Genomic DNA, 15,728 nt, shown 5'->3' on the forward strand with positions numbered 1-15,728 from the left:
ATCCGCGTGCCGGGCCCCTGGCCGTTCGTCACACCGCCGCGCTACATCCAGACGAACGGCTGCCCCGCCGCGTAGGACAGCGCGCGGGTGGCCTCGTCCAGGTTCGGCTCGCCGCTGCCGGTGGAGGTCGGCGTCGGGCCGGTGGCGCCGGGGGTACCGGGAGTGCCGGGGGCGGTGGCGCCGGCCGGGCGGGAGCTGGCGACGGTCACGTAGTGCCCGACCGCCTCGATCCGGGCCTCGCTGCCGGGCTTGCCGCCGCCGGACTGCGCGGGCGCGATGTTGGTGTCGGCGAGGATGAAGGCGACCGCGCCGGGCTTGGAGCGCAGGGCGTCGGCGGCCTTGGCGGCGGTGGACGGGTCGGCGAAGCGCAGCAGGGTGACGCTGGAGAGGACCGGGCGGTCGACACCGGTGAAGCTGACCGTCAGATAGGCCTGGCAGCCGCTGTCCTTGAGCAGCTCCTGGGTGCGGTCCTGGAGCACCTCGCCGCAGTTCTCGCCCTGCCGGATGCCGTTGCGCCGGGCCTTGTAGCCGATCGCGTCGACGGTCCGCTGGGTGGGGAAGAGGTTGTCGGCGTTGAGGCCCTCGGGGTCGGTGGTGGGCGGCGGGGAGCCGACGACGGGGGGCGTGCGGGCGGAGTCCGCCTTGGACGGGCCCAGGCCGGGTATGTAGTCGCCGGGCGTGGGGCGGGTGATGACCCAGCCGCCGGCCACGACCACACCGATCACGACGACCCAGCCGACCGCCCGGCGGCCGGTCAGCCGCGGGCCGCGCCTGCGGGCCGCCGCCGTGGCGCCCGCGGTACCCCCGGTCCCTCCGGCGCCCCCGCCGGTCCGCTGTCCTGCCCGGCCGTCCTGGCCCTCTCCCGGAGTCGGGGTGCGCTCCCCCTGCGTGGTCATGGCGCAGATTCTAAGCATCCGCCGAGTGGCCCTGGTCACTGGGTCAGGCGCTTGTCGATCTTCGCCCGCCCCGCCTCCGACCTACCCGCCGGTAACCGTCCGCCGACGCCGCCGTCAAGCGCGTGACCAGCGCCGACGCCGTGAGCTTCGACACTGTGGCAATCGGCACATCCTTCCGGGGATCTTCTGGTGGGTTTGCTCTGGCGCCATTCGAGCGCCAGCAGGCAGGATCGGCCCCATGGATCTGCTCGATACCCTCACCGCCAAGGGCCTGCGCGGCGAAGTCCCGACCCGCGAGGAGGCCCTGGCCGTCCTCGCCACCACCGACGACGAGCTGCTCGACGTGGTCGCCGCGGCCGGCAAGGTGCGCCGCCGCTGGTTCGGCCGCCGGGTCAAGCTCAACTACCTGGTGAACCTCAAGAGCGGGCTCTGCCCCGAGGACTGCTCCTACTGCTCGCAGCGGCTCGGGTCCAAGGCCGAGATCCTCAAGTACACCTGGCTCAAGCCGGACCAGGCCGCCGACGCCGCCCGCGCCGGGGTGGCCGGCGGCGCCAAGCGGGTCTGCCTGGTCGCCAGCGGCCGCGGCCCGACGGACCGTGACATCGACCGGGTCACCGACACCATGGCCGCCATCAAGGACGCCGACCCCGAGGTCGAGATCTGCGTCTGCCTCGGCCTGCTGTCCGACAACCAGGCCGAGCGGCTCAAGGCGGCCGGTGCCGACGCCTACAACCACAACCTCAACACCTCCGAGAACACCTACGGGGCCATCACCAAGACCCACACCTACGCGGACCGGGTCGACACGGTGCAGAAGGCGCACGGCGCCGGCCTGTCCGCCTGCTCCGGCCTGATCGCCGGCATGGGCGAGACCGACGAGGACCTGGTCGACGTCGTGTTCGCGCTGCGCGAGCTCGGCTCGGACTCCGTCCCGGTCAACTTCCTGATCCCCTTCGAGGGCACCCCGCTCGCCAAGGAGTGGAACCTCACCCCGCAGCGCTGCCTGCGCATCCTGGCGATGGTCCGCTTCGTCAACCCCGACACCGAGGTGCGGATCGCCGGCGGCCGCGAGGTCCACCTGCGCACCATGCAGCCGCTCGGCCTGCACATCGCCAACTCGATCTTCCTCGGCGACTACCTGACCAGCGAGGGCCAGGCCGGGCAGACCGACCTCGACATGATCAAGGACGCGGGCTTCGAGGTCGAGGGCGCCGGCGAGGCCACCCTGCCCCGCCACCGCGCCGACGTGGCCGCCGCCGCTGCCACCGGCTCCGGTTGCGGCACCGCGGCCTCGGCCTGCGGCAGCGGCGGCGGCTGCGGGCCCTGCGGCGGGCACGAGCACGCGCCCCTCGCCGGGACCGCCTCGGCCCCGGCCCCGGCCCCGGCCTCGGAGGGCGCGGACGGCGCGAACAGCGCGAACGGCGAGCTGCGCGACGACCTGGTCAAGGTCCGCCGCCGCGGCGCCGGCACCGAACTCGCGCCCAACGCCTGACCCGCCCGACCCGCCCGACCCTCCAGCACCCTCCGGAGAGACCCACCATGTCCCAGCTGTCCGCGGACACGCTGCTCGCCCTCGACCGGGCGCACGTCTGGCACCCGTACGGGCCGATGCCCGGCACGGCCACCCCGTACGTGGTCGAATCCGCCGCGGGCGTCCGCCTGCGCCTGGCGGAGCCCGTCTCGGGCGGGCGGCGCGAACTGGTCGACGGCATGTCCTCCTGGTGGGCGGCGATCCACGGCTACCGCCACCCGGTGCTGGACGAGGCGGTGCGCGAGCAGCTGGGGCGGATGAGCCATGTGATGTTCGGCGGGCTCACCCACGAGCCCGCCGTCCGGCTGGCCGCCCGTCTGGTCGAGATCACCCCGGAGCCGCTCCAGCACGTCTTCCTCGCCGACTCCGGCTCGGTCGCGGTCGAGGTCGCGATGAAGATGTGCCTCCAGTACTGGCAGTCCACCGGCCGGCCCGGGAAGCGCCGACTGCTGACCTGGCGCGGCGGCTACCACGGCGACACCTTCCACCCCATGTCGGTCTGCGACCCCGACGGCGGGATGCACCACCTGTGGGGCGGGGTGCTGCCCGGGCAGCTCTTCGCCCCCCAGCCGCCGGCCGGCTTCGACGCCCCGCTCGACCCCGGATACGCGGCGGAGTTCGAGGAGTTGATGGCCCGTCACGCCGACGAGCTGGCCGCCGTCATCGTCGAACCGGTGGTCCAGGGCGCGGGCGGCATGCAGTTCCACTCCCCCGCCTACCTGCGGATGCTGCGCGAACTCTGCGACCGGTACGGCGTCCTGCTGGTCCTCGACGAGATCGCCACCGGCTTCGGCCGCAGCGGCACCCTGTTCGCCGCCGACCACGCGGGCGTCTCCCCGGACGTGATGTGCCTCGGCAAGGCGCTCACCGGCGGCTACCTCACGCTGGCCGCCGCCCTGTGCACCGGCGAGATCGCCGACGGCATCAGCCGCGGCGAGATGCCCGTCCTCGCCCACGGCCCGACCTTCATGGGCAACCCGCTGGCCTGCGCGGCCGCCAACGCCTCGCTGGACCTGCTGCTCGGGCAGGACTGGGCGGTCGAGGTCAAGCGCATCGAGGGCGGGCTGCGGGACGGCCTCGCGGCGGCGGCCCAGGTGCCGGGCGTACGCGACGTACGGGTCCAAGGGGCCATCGGCGTCGTGCAGTTGGACCACCCGGTGGACGTCCCGGCGGCCACCGAGGCCGCCGCCCGGGCGGGCGTCTGGCTGCGCCCCTTCCGGGACCTGATCTACACCATGCCCCCCTATGTGACGGAGGACGAGGACGTGGCACGCATCGCTGCCGCCGTGACCGCCGCGGCGGTGGCCGGATGACCGCGCGCATCCTGTTCGTGACCGGCACCAACACGGACGTCGGCAAGACCGTCGCCACCGCGGCCCTCGCTTCGGCCGCCCTGCGCGGTGGCCGGAAGGTCGCCGTACTCAAGCCCGGACAGACCGGCGTCGCGCCGGGCGAGCCGGGCGACGCCGCCGAAGTGCGGCGCCTGGCGGGCGAACTGACGATCCGTGAGCTGGCGCGCTACCCCGAGCCGCTGGCCCCCGACACCGCCGCCCGGCGGGCCGGGATGCCCTACCTCTCCCCCGCCGAGGTGGTCGCCGAGGTCACCGACCTCGCCGCCACCCACGACCTGGTGCTGGTCGAGGGCGCGGGCGGCCTGCTCGTCCGCTACGACGACGAAGGCCGCACGCTCGCTGACCAGGCCCGGGCCGTCCGGGCGGCGGGCCTGGACGCCGAGGTGCTGCTGATCGCCTCCGCCGGCCTGGGCACCCTCAACATCGTCTCGCTCACGGCCGAGGCCCTGGCCGCCCGCGCACTCCCGCTCGCCGGCGTCGTCATCGGCTCCTGGCCCGCCGAGCCCGGCCTCGCCGAACGCTGCAACCTCGCCGACCTGCCCCGCTCGGCCGGCGCCCCGCTGCTCGGCGCCCTGCCCGAGCGGGCCGGTACGGCCGCGGACTTCGCGGCCCTCGCCGCCGCCTCCCTGGCCCCCGAGCTGGGCGGCCGCTGGAACGCGGAGCACTTCGCACACGTCCATCGGCCGGAACGGCCCTGACTTCGCCCGATGGAGTGATCCTGGTGCCCGAATTGCAGATCCGGGCACCGGATGCTCAATAGCGTTGCCCGCATGACAGACGGGCTGAGCATGGACGAGGCCCTCCGGGCCTTGGCCGCCCTGGAGGCGGCCTGGAAGGACGACGACGAGGCGCTGGTCGCCCTCGCGTCGGGCACGGCCGGGGAGCGGTCGCTGCCGGCGCTGGTCGCCGCGTACGGCGAGCACGCGATGGACACGCTGATGGCCCTGGCCTTCGGGCTGCGCTCCAGCATGAGCGACGAGGAGATCGCCGAACTCTCGGACGCCGTCAGCGCCAACATCGGCGCCCGGATGAGCGCCCTGCTCACCCAGACCCTCAAGGCCTGGGGCACCCTCACCCCGGCCGACGACCTCACCATCACCAAGGTCATCGCCCACACCGTCATCGACGCGATGCGGGCCGTGACGGAGGACCCCAACAAGACCGAGGTGCTGCCGCTGCTGGCGACCTTCCGCAACTACGCCCTCAACGGCGTCTGAGGAGCGGTCGGGGCCGTGACCCCGCCGAGCGGCGGCGCCCCGCTCATCGGGCGAGGGCGGAACGTTCCTCGTACGGGCTGTGCATGGTGAGGTAGCGGATCTCCAAGTCCCGCTCCAGGTAGTCCATTCGGTGTTCCCAGAAGTCCTGGAGGTGCGGGAGGGCGAGGTGGGCGTCGAGGTCCTCCTGGCTGCGCCAGGCCTCGTAGAAGACGAACACGCCCGGCTCGTCCCGGTCCTCGTGGAAGTGGTACTCGAGGCAGCCGGGTTCCCGACGGGTCGGCTCGACGAAGGAGAGCAGGAGCTGGCGCAGGTCCTCCGCGCGCTCGGGCTTGGGGCGGGCGGTGCCGACGAGGGTGAAGGGCTGGTCCACAGGGGTCTCCGATCCAGAGGTATGACGTTCGTCGTACCTCCCGTACGGTAGGGCCGCAGCAAGGTACGATGCAAGCCGTACCTGGAGGTGGTCACGATGCCCGACGACGAGGGACACCCCGCACCGGAGGAGATCGAGCTCGGCAAGGTGCTGAGCGCACTGGCCGACCCGCTACGCCGCCGCGTGGTGCGGGAACTGGCCGCCGGACCCGACGGCGGGGCCCGCACCTGCAGTTCCTTCGAGCTGCCGGTCAGCAAGGCCACGGTCACCCACCACTTCCGGACCCTCCGCGAGGCCGGCCTCGTCCGCCAGGTCGACCGGGGCAACAGCCGGATGGCCACCCTCCGCCGGACCGACATCGAGCAACGCTTCCCCGGCCTGCTGGCCCTCCTCGCAGCAGAGGACGCGCCGGGCGCGTGACCGATCGCCGGGCGGGCCCGGGCCCGAGCCTGGGTCAGCGGCGCTGGGTGGCGGGGCCGAAGCAGGCGACCAGGAAGCACAGGACGGCGGCGACCGCGGCGACGACCGGGCCCGCCTGCATGGACGGGGCGAAGCCCCCACCGTCCTGGAGCACCTTGTGGAACTGCACCAGCGAGCCGACGGCGGCCCCGGCCACCCCCGCCGCCAGCAGCAACGACAGCCCCGCCAACCGGACTTCCCGCGCGAGCAGGCGCAGCACGGACAGGCCGACCAGCACCAGGCCGAGCCACTGCAAGGCGCCCATCCAGATGTCGGCGCCGTCGGTCAACTCCCCCACCCACCGCGGGCTGTTCAGCAGGTCGAAGCCGGACCACGACAGGTCACCGCTCTCCCCACTGTAGGAGGCCCACGGCAGCGCCAGCGAGCCCACGGCCCCACCCGCGAGCAGCAACACCGCCACAGCATTGGCCCGGGACCCACCGGGACGCGACCGAGGAGCATACGACGGCTGCGGAGGCACAGTCATGCCCCCGAGGATCCGCCAACCCCCCTGAACGGTCAAGGTGTTGAGCGCGAGCTTCGAGCAGCGCTCGAACTCGCAATGGACTTACGATGGGTCGCAGGTCCAGGCGCTCTCACGCGTGGACTCGCTCGCCCATCTCCGCAACGGCCGCAAGGAGTTGCACGCCATGATTCCCACCACGACCGTAAAGCCCCGCTCCTGGATGAAGTCCTCGTACAGCACCGGCGGCGGGCAGTGCGTCGAGGTCGCTCCCGGCCTCCTGGCCGTCCTCCCCGTACGCGACAGCAAGGACCCCGACGGCCCGCAGCTCGCCTTCGGGACGGACGCCTGGGAGTCCTTCATCTCCGGCATCAAGTCCGGCGAGTTCGGCCCCGTCTGAATTCCGTCGTCCCATGAGGTGAAAGGCGGCCCCAGGCGTCCGACGTTCGGTGCGGGCTTCGAGCGGCGCTCGAAGCCCGCACCGTTGTTAGGTGTGCACCCTCAACCATCTTGCGGCGATGGAGAATCCACCGGTGGAGGCGGCGAGGAAGGTGAGGGCGAACACCAGGGCGTCGGCCGTCGAGGACATGGTGGCGGGGATCGCCAGGAGGACGAGGCCCGCGAGGAGGAAGCTCCCGACGGCGATGGCACCGGCGGCGGCTACGGTCGCATACCCCTGCGGAGGACGACGACCAGGCGCTCGATGACGTCCGGCCGGGCCGCGCCGAGGTCGATCAGGAGGACGCCGGTTTCCTTGACGAGGCGCCAGTCGATGCCGAGGGACGGGAGTTTCACCTCGGCGGCGTGCAGGACGGCCTGGAGGTCGTCGAGAATGTCGGCCGCGCTGCGACGGTCCTCGGCCGTGATCTTGTCGATCATGCTGCTCATGGGGCATCTCACAGTTCGGTGTTCGTGATCCAACGCGCTTCGGATTCCCACTCGATGCCCCCGCCGAGGGGCCGGAGGAAGGCGCTCCCGTGCTGCCACCCCATGAAGGCGGCCCAGCATCCGGAGCGGACGTCGAAGACCCGCTCGCCGATGGCGGAGGGGCGGTAGGGCTCGACCGGCGGCGCCACCCGTCGCACGGGCGGCGCCGCCGGGGCGATGACGTGGTCGGCCAAGCCGGCCTCCGGGATGGAATCACCGCACCGGGGACACCGGCAGGGCGGAAAGCTCCGCTGGAGGAGAAGGTTTTCTCCTGATTGATTATTCGTCATATTTACTGCTCCACTGGGGCGTTCGCCGGATTTGGCTGTCACCGTTTGTGGTTCAAGCGTCACGCCTCGGGGTTAGGCTTGTGAAGAAGCGGCATGTCCCCACCCCTCTTGAAGACATCCGGAGGCCCCCAGATGCCCGCGCAGCCTCGCGACCTCACCCCTGGCCAGTCCCCCCGGCACTACTTCGGGTCGGAGATCCGCCATCATCGATCCTGCGCAGGCATGTCCATCGCCGATCTGGGCGAACAAGTCCGCTACAGCAAGTCACACCTGGCCAACATCGAAGCTGCGCACCGGACTCCGCCACCGGACCTCCCGCCCCTCCTCGACACCGCGCTTCCCTCCGCCGGCGGGTTCTTCACCCGGTTCTACCCGCTCGTGAGCAGTGACTCGTTTCCGGACTGGTCACGCCGCTACATGACACTGGAACCGCTCGCGAATACTCACCTGAAATACTCCCTGTCGATTCCAGGTTTGTGGCAAATTGAGAGCTACGGCTGCGCCTTCCTACGGCTAGGCCGACCTCGTGCGTCCGAGGAGGAAATCCGAGCACACTGGAATCGACGTCAGGCTCGGCAGCAAATCCTCCACAACCCCGCGCCTCCGTTCATGTGGGTCGTCCTGGACGAGGCTGCTATCCGCCGTGTCGTCGGCTGCCCGGATGTCACCCGCGAGCAGATCAGGCACGTGATCAACATCGCCCAGGGCAAGAACGCCATGGTGCAGATCCTGCCAATTGATCGACCACACGGCGCGATGGGCGGCTCGCTCACGCTGCTCCACTTCGATGACGCCCCTCGGGTCGCCTATCTGGAAGGAGTGAAGTCCGGTCAACTCATCGAGGCACCGCACCAGGTGACCGATATGGCACTGATCTACGATACGCTCCGAGCAGAGGCCCTTACGCCCGATGAGTCGATGGCGTGGCTGCATAGAGCATCGGAGGACCACGCAGAATGACCCCGCACACTTCGGCCCCTGACCCCTCAACCGCCCGCTGGTTCAAGTCGACTTACAGCGACCCTCAGGGCGAAGGCGACTGCGTTCAGGTAGCCACCAACTTTCTCACCTCTCACGACCTCATCCTCATCGGCGACACCAAGACTCCAGGTGTCCATCTCACTGTCAGTCCTGAGGCCTTCACCGCCTTCATCTCCGCCACTTCTGCTGGGGAGTTCGGCATAATCTGACCGACCTCCATTCGCCGAGCATAGGAAGCACATTGCAACCGGTCGGCTTCGCCTTACTCGGCGCGCTGCGGGTGCAGCGCGCCGGGATGGCCATCGAGCTGGGGGCGCCTCGGCAGCGGGCGGTGCTGGTGTCGCTCCTCCTGCGGCCGAACGCCGTCATCGCGACCGACCAACTGGTCGACGACTTATGGGGCGACGAACCACCGGGATCTCCCGTCGTCGCCCTCCGCTCCTACATCTCCCAGCTGCGCAAGCTCCTTGAGCCCGTACGCGAGAAGCCTTCCCTCCTGCTCTCCCAGTCCGGCGGCTACCGGATCGCGGTCGATCCGGACCGCATCGACCTCTGGCGCGTCAGGCAGCTCCACGAACTCGCCGGGAGCCACCCGCACCGGGCCCGGGAACACCTCTCCGACGCTCTCTCGCTCTGGCGCGGCGAGCCGCTCGCCGACCTGCCCGGCCCCCTCATGGAACGCGAACGCCAGCGCCTCGCCGAGCTGCGCCTCACGCTCCAGGAGGAGTGTTTCGCGCTCGACCACTCCCCCGATCACCTCCCGGAGTTGGAAGCGCTCGCCGCCGAACACCCCTTCCGTGAACGCCTCCAGGCCCTCCTCATCCGCAGCCTCCACCGCAGCGGCCGCACCGCCGAGGCCCGGACCGTCTACGCCTCCCTTCACTCCCGCCTGGCCGAACACCTCGGGATCGAGCCCGGGCCGGACGTCACCGCCCTCCGCCAGTTGTTGGACCCGGATCAACTCCCCAACGATCCGGCCCACTTCACGGGCCGACGAACCCACGTCGCCGCCATCGCCCGTGCCCTGACCGACCGCACCACCACCAGCACCACCACCACCGCCACCGGCCTGCGCCTGGTGACCGTCACCGGCATGGCCGGCGTCGGCAAGACCGCCCTCGCCGTACGCGCCGCCCATGCCCTGCGCCCGGACTTCCCCGACGGCCGTCTCCACGCCGACCTGCGGGGTGCCGACCTCGTCCCCGCCAGTGCCTCCGACGTCCTCGCCGACTTCCTGACCACTCTGGGCATCCGCCCGTCCGCCGTGCCCCAGGACCTCCCCGGCCGCTCCGCACTCTTCCGCACCGTCACCACCGGCAAGCGGCTGCTCATCCTCCTCGACAACGCCCGGGACGACGCCCAGCTCCAACCCCTCCTCCCCGGCTCCTCCGACTGCGCTGTCCTCGTCACCAGCCGCACCGCGCTGCCCGGCATCCCGTCCGTCCTGCGGATCGCCTTGGACGTGTTCAGCCCCCAGGAAGCGATCGGCCTCCTCGACTCGGTCATCGGCGCCGCCCGGCGGTCCGCCCAGCACTCCGACGCCGAGCACCTGGTCGAGGCCTGCGGCCGCCTCCCGCTGGCCCTGCGGATCGCCGCAGCCCGGCTCGCCGCCTCCCCGGACCAGCCGATCGCCGACCTCCTCCGACGCCTGGCCGAGGACCGGGAGGGACTCGCCGAGCAGGTCTTCGCGCTCAGCTACCGTCTCCTCCCCCCCGCCCCTGGCCACCGCCTTCCGCCGATTCGCCTGGGTGGAGCCGGACATCGCCCTGGCCTCGGCCGCCGCCGTCCTCGACCTGCCCGAGTACGAGGCGGAGCACCTCGCCGAGGCGCTGGTCGACCAGGCCCTGCTGGAGTCGGTCGGCCCCGGCCGCTACCGCTTCCACGACCTGGTACGGGCCTTCGCCCGCCGGACGTCCCTGCGCCTCGACGAGGCCGAACGCACCACCGCCCACCACCGCCTGCTGGCCCTGCTGCTCACCCGCGCCCGGACGGCCTTCGCCCTCGCCGTCCCCGGCGACCCGGTCGCCGACGTCTTCGGCGAACCGGCTCCCCGCCCGGTCTTCACGGACCTGCCGGACGCCCGCCGCTGGGCCCGGGCGGAGACCCCCGGTGCCGTCGCACTGGCCGCCGCCGTCGCCTCGGGCGCCCCGGATGCCACCGCGGTGCGCTCCGCCGTCGACCTGCTGGTGGCCCTGAGCCCGCTGGGCCTGGGCGCCTTCGCCGGGCGGGCGGAGGAGGCGGCCCGCCTCCTCGTCGCCGCCTCCGAGGACGGCCGCGACCGCGCCGCCGAGGGCCGCGCCCGGTTCCTGCTCGGCACCGTCCTGCTCGGCCGGGCCCGCCTGGACGAGGCCGCCGAGCAGGCCCGCGAGGCCGCCCGGGCCTGCCGGGAGGCGGACGACCCGGCCGTGCTCCGGCAGGCCCTCAACGACCTGGGCCTGATCGCCCAGGCCCAGGCCCGGCACGAGGAGGCGATCACCGCCTTCGACGCGGCGGCGGCCCTCGCCCACCGCCTCGGCCACCGTTCCGGCGCGGTGGCGAGCACCGCGAACGCCGCGCTGTCCCGGGTCCGCAGCGGCCACGCCGAGGAGGCCGCGGACACCTGCCGCCGGCTGCTGTCCGAACCGGGCGGCGCCGACGCCGCGATGACCGCCTACGTGCACTACGTCCTCGGCCTGGCCCACCAGGAGCTGGGCCAACTCGACGACTCCGCCGATCAGTTACGCACCTGCGTGGACCGCGCGGGCCACGCCGGGGACCAGGACCGCGAGTCGGCGGCCCGGAGCCGGCTGGCCGAGGTACTGCGCCTGCTCGGGCGGGTCGAGGAGGCCGTCGACGAGGCGACCCGGGCCCTGCGGCTCGCAACGCGAGGTGGGCGACAGCGCGAACGCGTTCTCGCCCACCTGGTGTTGGCCCATGCGGTGGCCGCCCGCGGCGACCACCGCACCGCCCGTACTCACGCGGCGCAGGCGCACCGACTGCTCAGCGGCCTGGGCGCCCCGGAGTCCGCCGACGCCCGGTCGCTGCTGACGGCGCTGGCCACCGCCGACGGGTCCGTCACCGCCGACGGATAGGCCGCCCCCGACGGAGCGGTCACCTCTGCCAGATGATCAACCCCGTCCCGTTCCAGGCGACCTTGTTCGCCAGGCACTGCACGTCCGCCGACCCCCCGCAGGCCGACGGCGGTGCGGCCGGCGAGCCGTGCCGTACGGGATCCCCCGCCGCCACGGCGAACAGCCCGGACACCCCCGCCAGGACCACCGCACCGGCAACCGCGGCACGGGCCCGGCGGGCCACCATGCTTCGTAACACTTCCTGCTCCTCGCTCACGTGGGACTGCTGGACTCAAGCGCCCGCACGTTCGCAGCACCCGGTAGACAGCCGGTCAACACCCCGCCCCCGCGGCCCCCGGGCGGACGTTGGCAGTCCGTCTACCGCCCCTCGTGATCATTGAGCCCGGCACCGGGCCGCACCGGAGGCGTCAGGGAATCCCCGCCCTGACGCCTCAGTGGTGTTCAGCGCCTCGGCGGCCCGCTCTCAGCAGCCTCCGCTCGCCGGCCTCCGCTCAGTGGCCTTCCTCGACCGGGAACGCCCCGGTGGCCCAGTGCAGTCGCGCCGGGCCGCTGCTCGGCCGGTCGTGGTGCAGGTGGCGGCGGCCCTCGCCGAGCGGGCCGAGGTCGAGCGGGGCCAGGGTGCCGACGGCCAGGGCGGTGGACTCCTGGCCGGTGAGCGGTACGACCGTCAGGTAGGAGGCGTCGTCACCGCCCGACCAGTCGGTGAACTCGGTGCGGATCCAGCCGAACCGCTGCGCGCAGGACAGGCAGCGGCGGATGGACACCGAGAAGTGCGGGTCGGCCACCACGGCCGCCTCGTACGCGAAGCCCTCCCGCTGGCGCGCCCAGACCGCCTCCGGGTCCTCCCCGTAGCACTCCGCGCAGCCGAACGCCCAGTACCCTCCGGCCCTTCCACTCACACCGGCACCCTTCCCTCGTCGCGCTGCTCCGTACGGGCCCGGCCGGTGGTGGTCCGGCCGGGCCCGCCGTTCAGCCTACAAACGCTCAGCCCCAGTTGCCGACCAGCGGCTGGTCGCCCCAGTTGCCGAAGCGGGTGCCGTAGACGGTCAGGGTGCCCTCCTTGGACGAACCGTAGAAGCTGCGGTCACCGGGCCGGTAGACGCCGACGGTGTCGGTGCCGGTTCCGTCCCAGTCGCCCTTGATCGGGATGTCGCCGGTGTTGCCGTACTGGAAGGTGTGGTCGGCCTGCCCGCCCGGCGTGTTGGTGTCACGCAGGTAGAACGTCCGGGTGGTGGGATCGTAGGCGCCGATGGTGGTGCGGCCGCTGCCGCTCCAGTTGCCGACCAGCGGGGTCCACCCGGGGTTGCCGAACTTGAGCGAGTAGGTGGGGTTCGCGTTGTCGTCACTGAGGTAGAAGGTCTGGTCGCCGGGCCGGTAGACGCCGATGGTGGTGCGGCCGGTGCCGCTCCAGTCGCCGACCACCGGGAGGTCGCCGGTGTTGCCGTACCGGTACGTGCTGGTGCTGCCGTCCGCCTTGGACAGGACGAAGGTGGACGTCGCCCGGTGGTAGACGCCGATGGTGTCGGTGCCGGGGCCGTTCCAGTGGCCGGTCAGCGGGACGTCGTCCGCGTCGGTGAACAGCGCCGAGGTGCCGGAGCCGCCGAGGAAGACGTCGTTGTGGCTGTTCTCGCTGACGCTGCGGTCGCCGGGCCGGTAGATGCCGACGCCGGAGGCGGCCGGGGTCGGCGTGGCGTTGATCACCGCCGTGCCGATGGCGCGCTGGCGCTGGGTGGTGAGCGGCTGTGCGGTGCCCTGCTGGGAGTTGAGCCAGCGGAAGTTCTGGAGGTAGACCACCCGGGGGTGCTGGGCGGCGATGGCGCGGTAGTCGGCGTTGTTGGCCGCGATCTGGGCGTCCGAGAACGGCCCGCAGGCCCCCAGGCTCTGGCTGAACGACTCCGGGAACATCACCAGGTGCTGGTCGGGCGAGGCCAGGGCGCCCTGCAGAGTGGCCAGTTCCTGTTCCAGGGTGCCGCGGCCGGGGCAGTAGTCGTCGAAGCCGACCAGGTCGACGCCGCTCGGCACCGGCGAGGTCAGGTGGAACGGGTCCGTGGTGTACGCCAGCATCTTGCCGGGGAAGGCGTCCCGGACCTGGTTGACCTGGGTCTGCACCTGGCCGGCGTCGAAGCCGTGGTAGTACGGCTCGTCCAGGGTGTAGATCGCCGAGAGCTTGTCCAGGTTGGCGCCGATCCGGGCGGCCAGCCCGGCCAGCGCCGCCGGGGCGTCCGGGTTTGGCTTGCTCACCGGCCAGGTCGAGGGCACCGCGACCTGCTTGCTGACGTCGATGACGCAGGAGGCGGGGCGGCAGTAGTCCAGGAAGCCGGCGTAGCGCGGATCGGTGAGGTCCTGGCCGATGAAGTTGTTCATGGTGGTCCAGGGGAACAGCTCGGCGCTGTGGTCGACGCTGTTGTTGTACTGGTCCGGGTCCATGACGTCGAAGTAGCCGTAGTAGTCCAGCCCGCCGAGCATGCTGACCCGCAGGTCGTCGGCCGTGGTGACGGTGCCGGGGGTGCTGCGCTGCGCGCCGAGGTGGAGGTAGCCGTCCCGGGGCAGGGCGGCCGGGGTCTGACCGGCGAAGACGGTGGTGCCGTCCACGGTGACGACGGCCTGCCGGGCGGCGCCGCCCGCGAGAGTGAGCGCGACGTCGTGGGTGCCGGAGCCGGCCGGGACGGCGGCGCTCAGCAACGGCAGCGGCGTACCGCCCTGGTAGAGCGTGAGCGCGCCGTCGGCCTGGAGCCTGAGGCCGAGGGCGACGTCGTCGGTGTCCACCGCGCCGGTGGCGCCGGAGGCGTTGCTGACCAGCAGGGTCGCGGCGTCCGTGCCGCTGGTGCGGCCGACGGCCGGGGTCAACCGGGCGTGCACCGTGTAGGAGCCGGACAGGTCCGCGGTGGCGGGCTTGTTCAACCGGACGGCGGCGGTGCCCTGGGGGAAGGACAGCGCGTCGGGCGCGGCGGGACTGTTGACCCGCACCGAGCCCGCCGGGGGCGTCGCGGCCAGGCCCTTGGTGCCGGACACCGCCGTGTAGTTGGCCGAGACCAGGGTCGGCTGGCGGGCGCTCAGGTCGTCGTTCAGCCCGTCGTCGCCGCCCGCCGGAGCGCCGTCGAAGGTGTCCACGAAGGGCTTCGCCCCGGCCGTCGCGGCGGCGTCGATCCGGCTGACGTTCACTCCCGTGCCGTTGCCGTCGCCGAAGGTCGTCAGCTCGCCCGGGCCGGACAGGTACGCCCCCAGGTAGAGGAACGCGCTGCTCGGCCAGCGGTTGACCGACCCGGGGCCGGTGACGGTGAACGCGGTGCCGTTGACCGTCAGGGTCACCGCCTTGTCCGCCCCGGTCGACACCTTCACCGAGACCGCGTACCGGTCGGCCGGGGCCACCGAGCCCTGCCAGAAGGGGGTTTCGCCTCCGCCGCCGTGGAACAGCGCCAGCTTCCCGGCCGAGGTGACCGTCAGCCCCAGGTCCACGTCGCCGCTGGTGACGTACCCGTTGGCACGGTGGCTGCGGCCGAGCACCAGCGAGGCCCAGTCACCGCTGGAGGTGTCCCCCACCACCGGATCCACCACCGTGGAGACGGTGTACGTCCCGTCGGTGTCCGCGATCACCGGAGCGCCCAGCATGACCGCCGAGATCCCGGTGGTGAACACCAGCCGGTTCGGCTGGTCCGGGGTGCTGACCTGGACGTACGAGGAGTCCGGCGCCACCGAGGTGTCCCAGCGGCCGGAGGTCCTCGTCCAGGAGACCGTCCGGGCGCTGCCCTGCTGGCGCTGGTCCAGGCCGACGTTCAACCCGCGCAGCGGCGCGGTGTTGAGCGCCGGGCTCTGCCGGAACGAGTCGGCGAACGGGCCCGCGGCCGTGAGGTTCACCGGCACCGGAGGCGCCGCGGCGGGTGCGGCGGCAGGTACGGCAGCGGGTGCGGCGGCGGGCACGGAGGCGGGTACGGAGGTGAGGGCGGCGGCGGGTACAGAGGCGAAGCCCGCCGGTGCCACGGCCAGTCCGACCAGCACCGCCGCGGCCGTCAGGCCCCGGCCGGTGCGTCTTGTGAGTGTCACCGAGTCAACTCCCGGTCGTCGGAGCGGTCGGCACCGGGTCCGGGCCGCCGCAGGGGCGAGCGGCCCGGGCGTGCTCCCGCACACCGGTCCCTCCCCCCGCCGGGATGGTAGGCGATGTGTGCGAACGGCC

Annotated in this window: 17 protein-coding genes and 1 pseudogene; 10 read left to right on the forward strand and 8 right to left on the reverse strand. The window is 72.5% G+C overall.

Annotated elements, in window-relative coordinates; genetic code table 11:
- Positions 1–41: 41 nt before the first annotated feature.
- Complete coding sequence (locus ACFXPX_RS12355; RefSeq protein WP_380591714.1) at positions 42–896, reverse strand: hypothetical protein; 855 nt, start codon at positions 894–896, stop codon at positions 42–44.
- 238 nt (positions 897–1,134) lie between these two features.
- On the opposite strand from ACFXPX_RS12355, the gene bioB reads away from it, so the two are divergent.
- The 4 genes from bioB (at position 1,135) to ACFXPX_RS12375 (ending at position 4,996) form a co-directional block, all read left to right on the forward strand.
- Positions 1,135–2,388, forward strand: coding sequence for a biotin synthase BioB (gene bioB, locus ACFXPX_RS12360; RefSeq protein WP_380591716.1), 1,254 nt, complete (start codon positions 1,135–1,137; stop codon positions 2,386–2,388).
- 47 nt (positions 2,389–2,435) lie between these two features.
- A complete protein-coding gene (locus ACFXPX_RS12365) occupies positions 2,436–3,740 on the forward strand; it encodes an adenosylmethionine--8-amino-7-oxononanoate transaminase (protein WP_380640921.1) in 1,305 nt (434 codons plus the stop codon).
- Positions 3,737–4,477, forward strand: a complete 741-nt coding sequence (gene bioD, locus ACFXPX_RS12370) for a dethiobiotin synthase (RefSeq protein WP_380640923.1) — start codon at positions 3,737–3,739, stop codon at positions 4,475–4,477. Before ACFXPX_RS12365 ends, bioD begins: the two co-directional genes overlap by 4 nt.
- A gap of 72 nt (positions 4,478–4,549) precedes the next feature.
- The gene (locus tag ACFXPX_RS12375; RefSeq protein ID WP_375886428.1) at positions 4,550–4,996 is read left to right on the forward strand and encodes a hypothetical protein; all 447 of its coding nucleotides are present in this window, start codon (positions 4,550–4,552) and stop codon (positions 4,994–4,996) included.
- Positions 4,997–5,039: 43 nt separating this feature from the next.
- Here ACFXPX_RS12375 and ACFXPX_RS12380 read toward each other — a convergent pair whose 3' ends face one another.
- The gene (locus ACFXPX_RS12380) at positions 5,040–5,366 is read right to left on the reverse strand and encodes a putative quinol monooxygenase (RefSeq protein ID WP_380640925.1); all 327 of its coding nucleotides are present in this window, start codon (positions 5,364–5,366) and stop codon (positions 5,040–5,042) included.
- 96 nt (positions 5,367–5,462) lie between these two features.
- Between ACFXPX_RS12380 and ACFXPX_RS12385 the strand changes: the two genes are divergently transcribed.
- Complete coding sequence (locus ACFXPX_RS12385; RefSeq protein ID WP_380524453.1) at positions 5,463–5,786, forward strand: ArsR/SmtB family transcription factor; 324 nt, start codon at positions 5,463–5,465, stop codon at positions 5,784–5,786.
- Between the two features lie 34 nt (positions 5,787–5,820).
- Here ACFXPX_RS12385 and ACFXPX_RS12390 read toward each other — a convergent pair whose 3' ends face one another.
- Positions 5,821–6,240 carry a hypothetical protein gene (locus ACFXPX_RS12390; RefSeq protein WP_380524454.1) on the reverse strand — a complete coding sequence of 140 codons (420 nt, stop codon included), beginning with the start codon at positions 6,238–6,240 and terminating at the stop codon, positions 5,821–5,823.
- A gap of 235 nt (positions 6,241–6,475) precedes the next feature.
- On the opposite strand from ACFXPX_RS12390, the gene ACFXPX_RS12395 reads away from it, so the two are divergent.
- Complete coding sequence (locus tag ACFXPX_RS12395) at positions 6,476–6,688, forward strand: DUF397 domain-containing protein (RefSeq protein WP_380591728.1); 213 nt, start codon at positions 6,476–6,478, stop codon at positions 6,686–6,688.
- 260 nt (positions 6,689–6,948) lie between these two features.
- Here the strand turns inward: ACFXPX_RS12395 and ACFXPX_RS12400 are convergent, their stop codons facing one another.
- Positions 6,949–7,176 carry a hypothetical protein gene (locus tag ACFXPX_RS12400; protein ID WP_375886410.1) on the reverse strand — a complete coding sequence of 76 codons (228 nt, stop codon included), beginning with the start codon at positions 7,174–7,176 and terminating at the stop codon, positions 6,949–6,951.
- Positions 7,177–7,184: 8 nt separating this feature from the next.
- Entirely contained in the window at positions 7,185–7,409 is a 225-nt protein-coding gene (locus ACFXPX_RS12405) for a hypothetical protein (protein ID WP_380591730.1), read from the reverse strand.
- A 228-nt stretch (positions 7,410–7,637) separates the two neighbouring features.
- Here ACFXPX_RS12405 and ACFXPX_RS12410 point away from each other — a divergent pair, with 228 nt between their 5' ends.
- The 4 genes and pseudogenes from ACFXPX_RS12410 (at position 7,638) to ACFXPX_RS12425 (ending at position 11,557) form a co-directional block, all read left to right on the forward strand.
- The gene (locus ACFXPX_RS12410; RefSeq protein WP_380591732.1) at positions 7,638–8,465 is read left to right on the forward strand and encodes a helix-turn-helix domain-containing protein; all 828 of its coding nucleotides are present in this window, start codon (positions 7,638–7,640) and stop codon (positions 8,463–8,465) included.
- Positions 8,462–8,695 (forward strand): DUF397 domain-containing protein, encoded by a 234-nt coding sequence (locus ACFXPX_RS12415; protein ID WP_380591734.1) that lies wholly within the window; start codon positions 8,462–8,464, stop codon positions 8,693–8,695. Before ACFXPX_RS12410 ends, ACFXPX_RS12415 begins: the two co-directional genes overlap by 4 nt.
- An 86-nt stretch (positions 8,696–8,781) precedes the next feature.
- Positions 8,782–10,032, forward strand: a pseudogene (locus ACFXPX_RS12420) (BTAD domain-containing putative transcriptional regulator); the annotation flags it as partial.
- Between the two features lie 202 nt (positions 10,033–10,234).
- Positions 10,235–11,557: a hypothetical protein gene (locus ACFXPX_RS12425; RefSeq protein WP_380640927.1), complete on the forward strand. Its 1,323-nt coding sequence runs from the start codon at positions 10,235–10,237 to the stop codon at positions 11,555–11,557.
- Between the two features lie 19 nt (positions 11,558–11,576).
- Here the strand turns inward: ACFXPX_RS12425 and ACFXPX_RS12430 are convergent, their stop codons facing one another.
- The 3 genes from ACFXPX_RS12430 to ACFXPX_RS12440 all read right to left on the reverse strand — a co-directional run bounded on the left by ACFXPX_RS12430 (position 11,577) and on the right by ACFXPX_RS12440 (position 15,598).
- Entirely contained in the window at positions 11,577–11,795 is a 219-nt protein-coding gene (locus tag ACFXPX_RS12430; RefSeq protein ID WP_380529883.1) for a hypothetical protein, read from the reverse strand.
- A gap of 253 nt (positions 11,796–12,048) precedes the next feature.
- On the reverse strand, positions 12,049–12,456 hold the full coding sequence (locus ACFXPX_RS12435) for a hypothetical protein (protein ID WP_375886400.1): 408 nt from the start codon (positions 12,454–12,456) through the stop codon (positions 12,049–12,051).
- A gap of 85 nt (positions 12,457–12,541) precedes the next feature.
- Positions 12,542–15,598 carry a hypothetical protein gene (locus tag ACFXPX_RS12440; RefSeq protein WP_380591738.1) on the reverse strand — a complete coding sequence of 1,019 codons (3,057 nt, stop codon included), beginning with the start codon at positions 15,596–15,598 and terminating at the stop codon, positions 12,542–12,544.
- Positions 15,599–15,728: the final 130 nt, after the last annotated feature.

Source organism: Kitasatospora sp. NPDC059146 (assembly GCF_042786665.1).
Taxonomy (GTDB): domain Bacteria; phylum Actinomycetota; class Actinomycetes; order Streptomycetales; family Streptomycetaceae; genus Kitasatospora.

Excerpts from the sequence above, each read along its gene's own strand:
- ACFXPX_RS12385 (WP_380524453.1), top strand. The coding sequence starts at position 5,463 with ATGCCCGACGACGAGGGACACCCCGCACCGGAGGAGATCGAGCTCGGC.
- ACFXPX_RS12400 (WP_375886410.1), bottom strand. The coding sequence starts at position 7,176 with ATGAGCAGCATGATCGACAAGATCACGGCCGAGGACCGTCGCAGCGCG.
- ACFXPX_RS12355 (WP_380591714.1), bottom strand. The coding sequence starts at position 896 with ATGACCACGCAGGGGGAGCGCACCCCGACTCCGGGAGAGGGCCAGGAC.
- bioD (WP_380640923.1), top strand. The coding sequence starts at position 3,737 with ATGACCGCGCGCATCCTGTTCGTGACCGGCACCAACACGGACGTCGGC.
- ACFXPX_RS12375 (WP_375886428.1), top strand. The coding sequence starts at position 4,550 with ATGACAGACGGGCTGAGCATGGACGAGGCCCTCCGGGCCTTGGCCGCC.
- ACFXPX_RS12415 (WP_380591734.1), top strand. The coding sequence starts at position 8,462 with ATGACCCCGCACACTTCGGCCCCTGACCCCTCAACCGCCCGCTGGTTC.
- ACFXPX_RS12410 (WP_380591732.1), top strand. The coding sequence starts at position 7,638 with ATGCCCGCGCAGCCTCGCGACCTCACCCCTGGCCAGTCCCCCCGGCAC.
- ACFXPX_RS12395 (WP_380591728.1), top strand. The coding sequence starts at position 6,476 with ATGATTCCCACCACGACCGTAAAGCCCCGCTCCTGGATGAAGTCCTCG.
- ACFXPX_RS12365 (WP_380640921.1), top strand. The coding sequence starts at position 2,436 with ATGTCCCAGCTGTCCGCGGACACGCTGCTCGCCCTCGACCGGGCGCAC.
- bioB (WP_380591716.1), top strand. The coding sequence starts at position 1,135 with ATGGATCTGCTCGATACCCTCACCGCCAAGGGCCTGCGCGGCGAAGTC.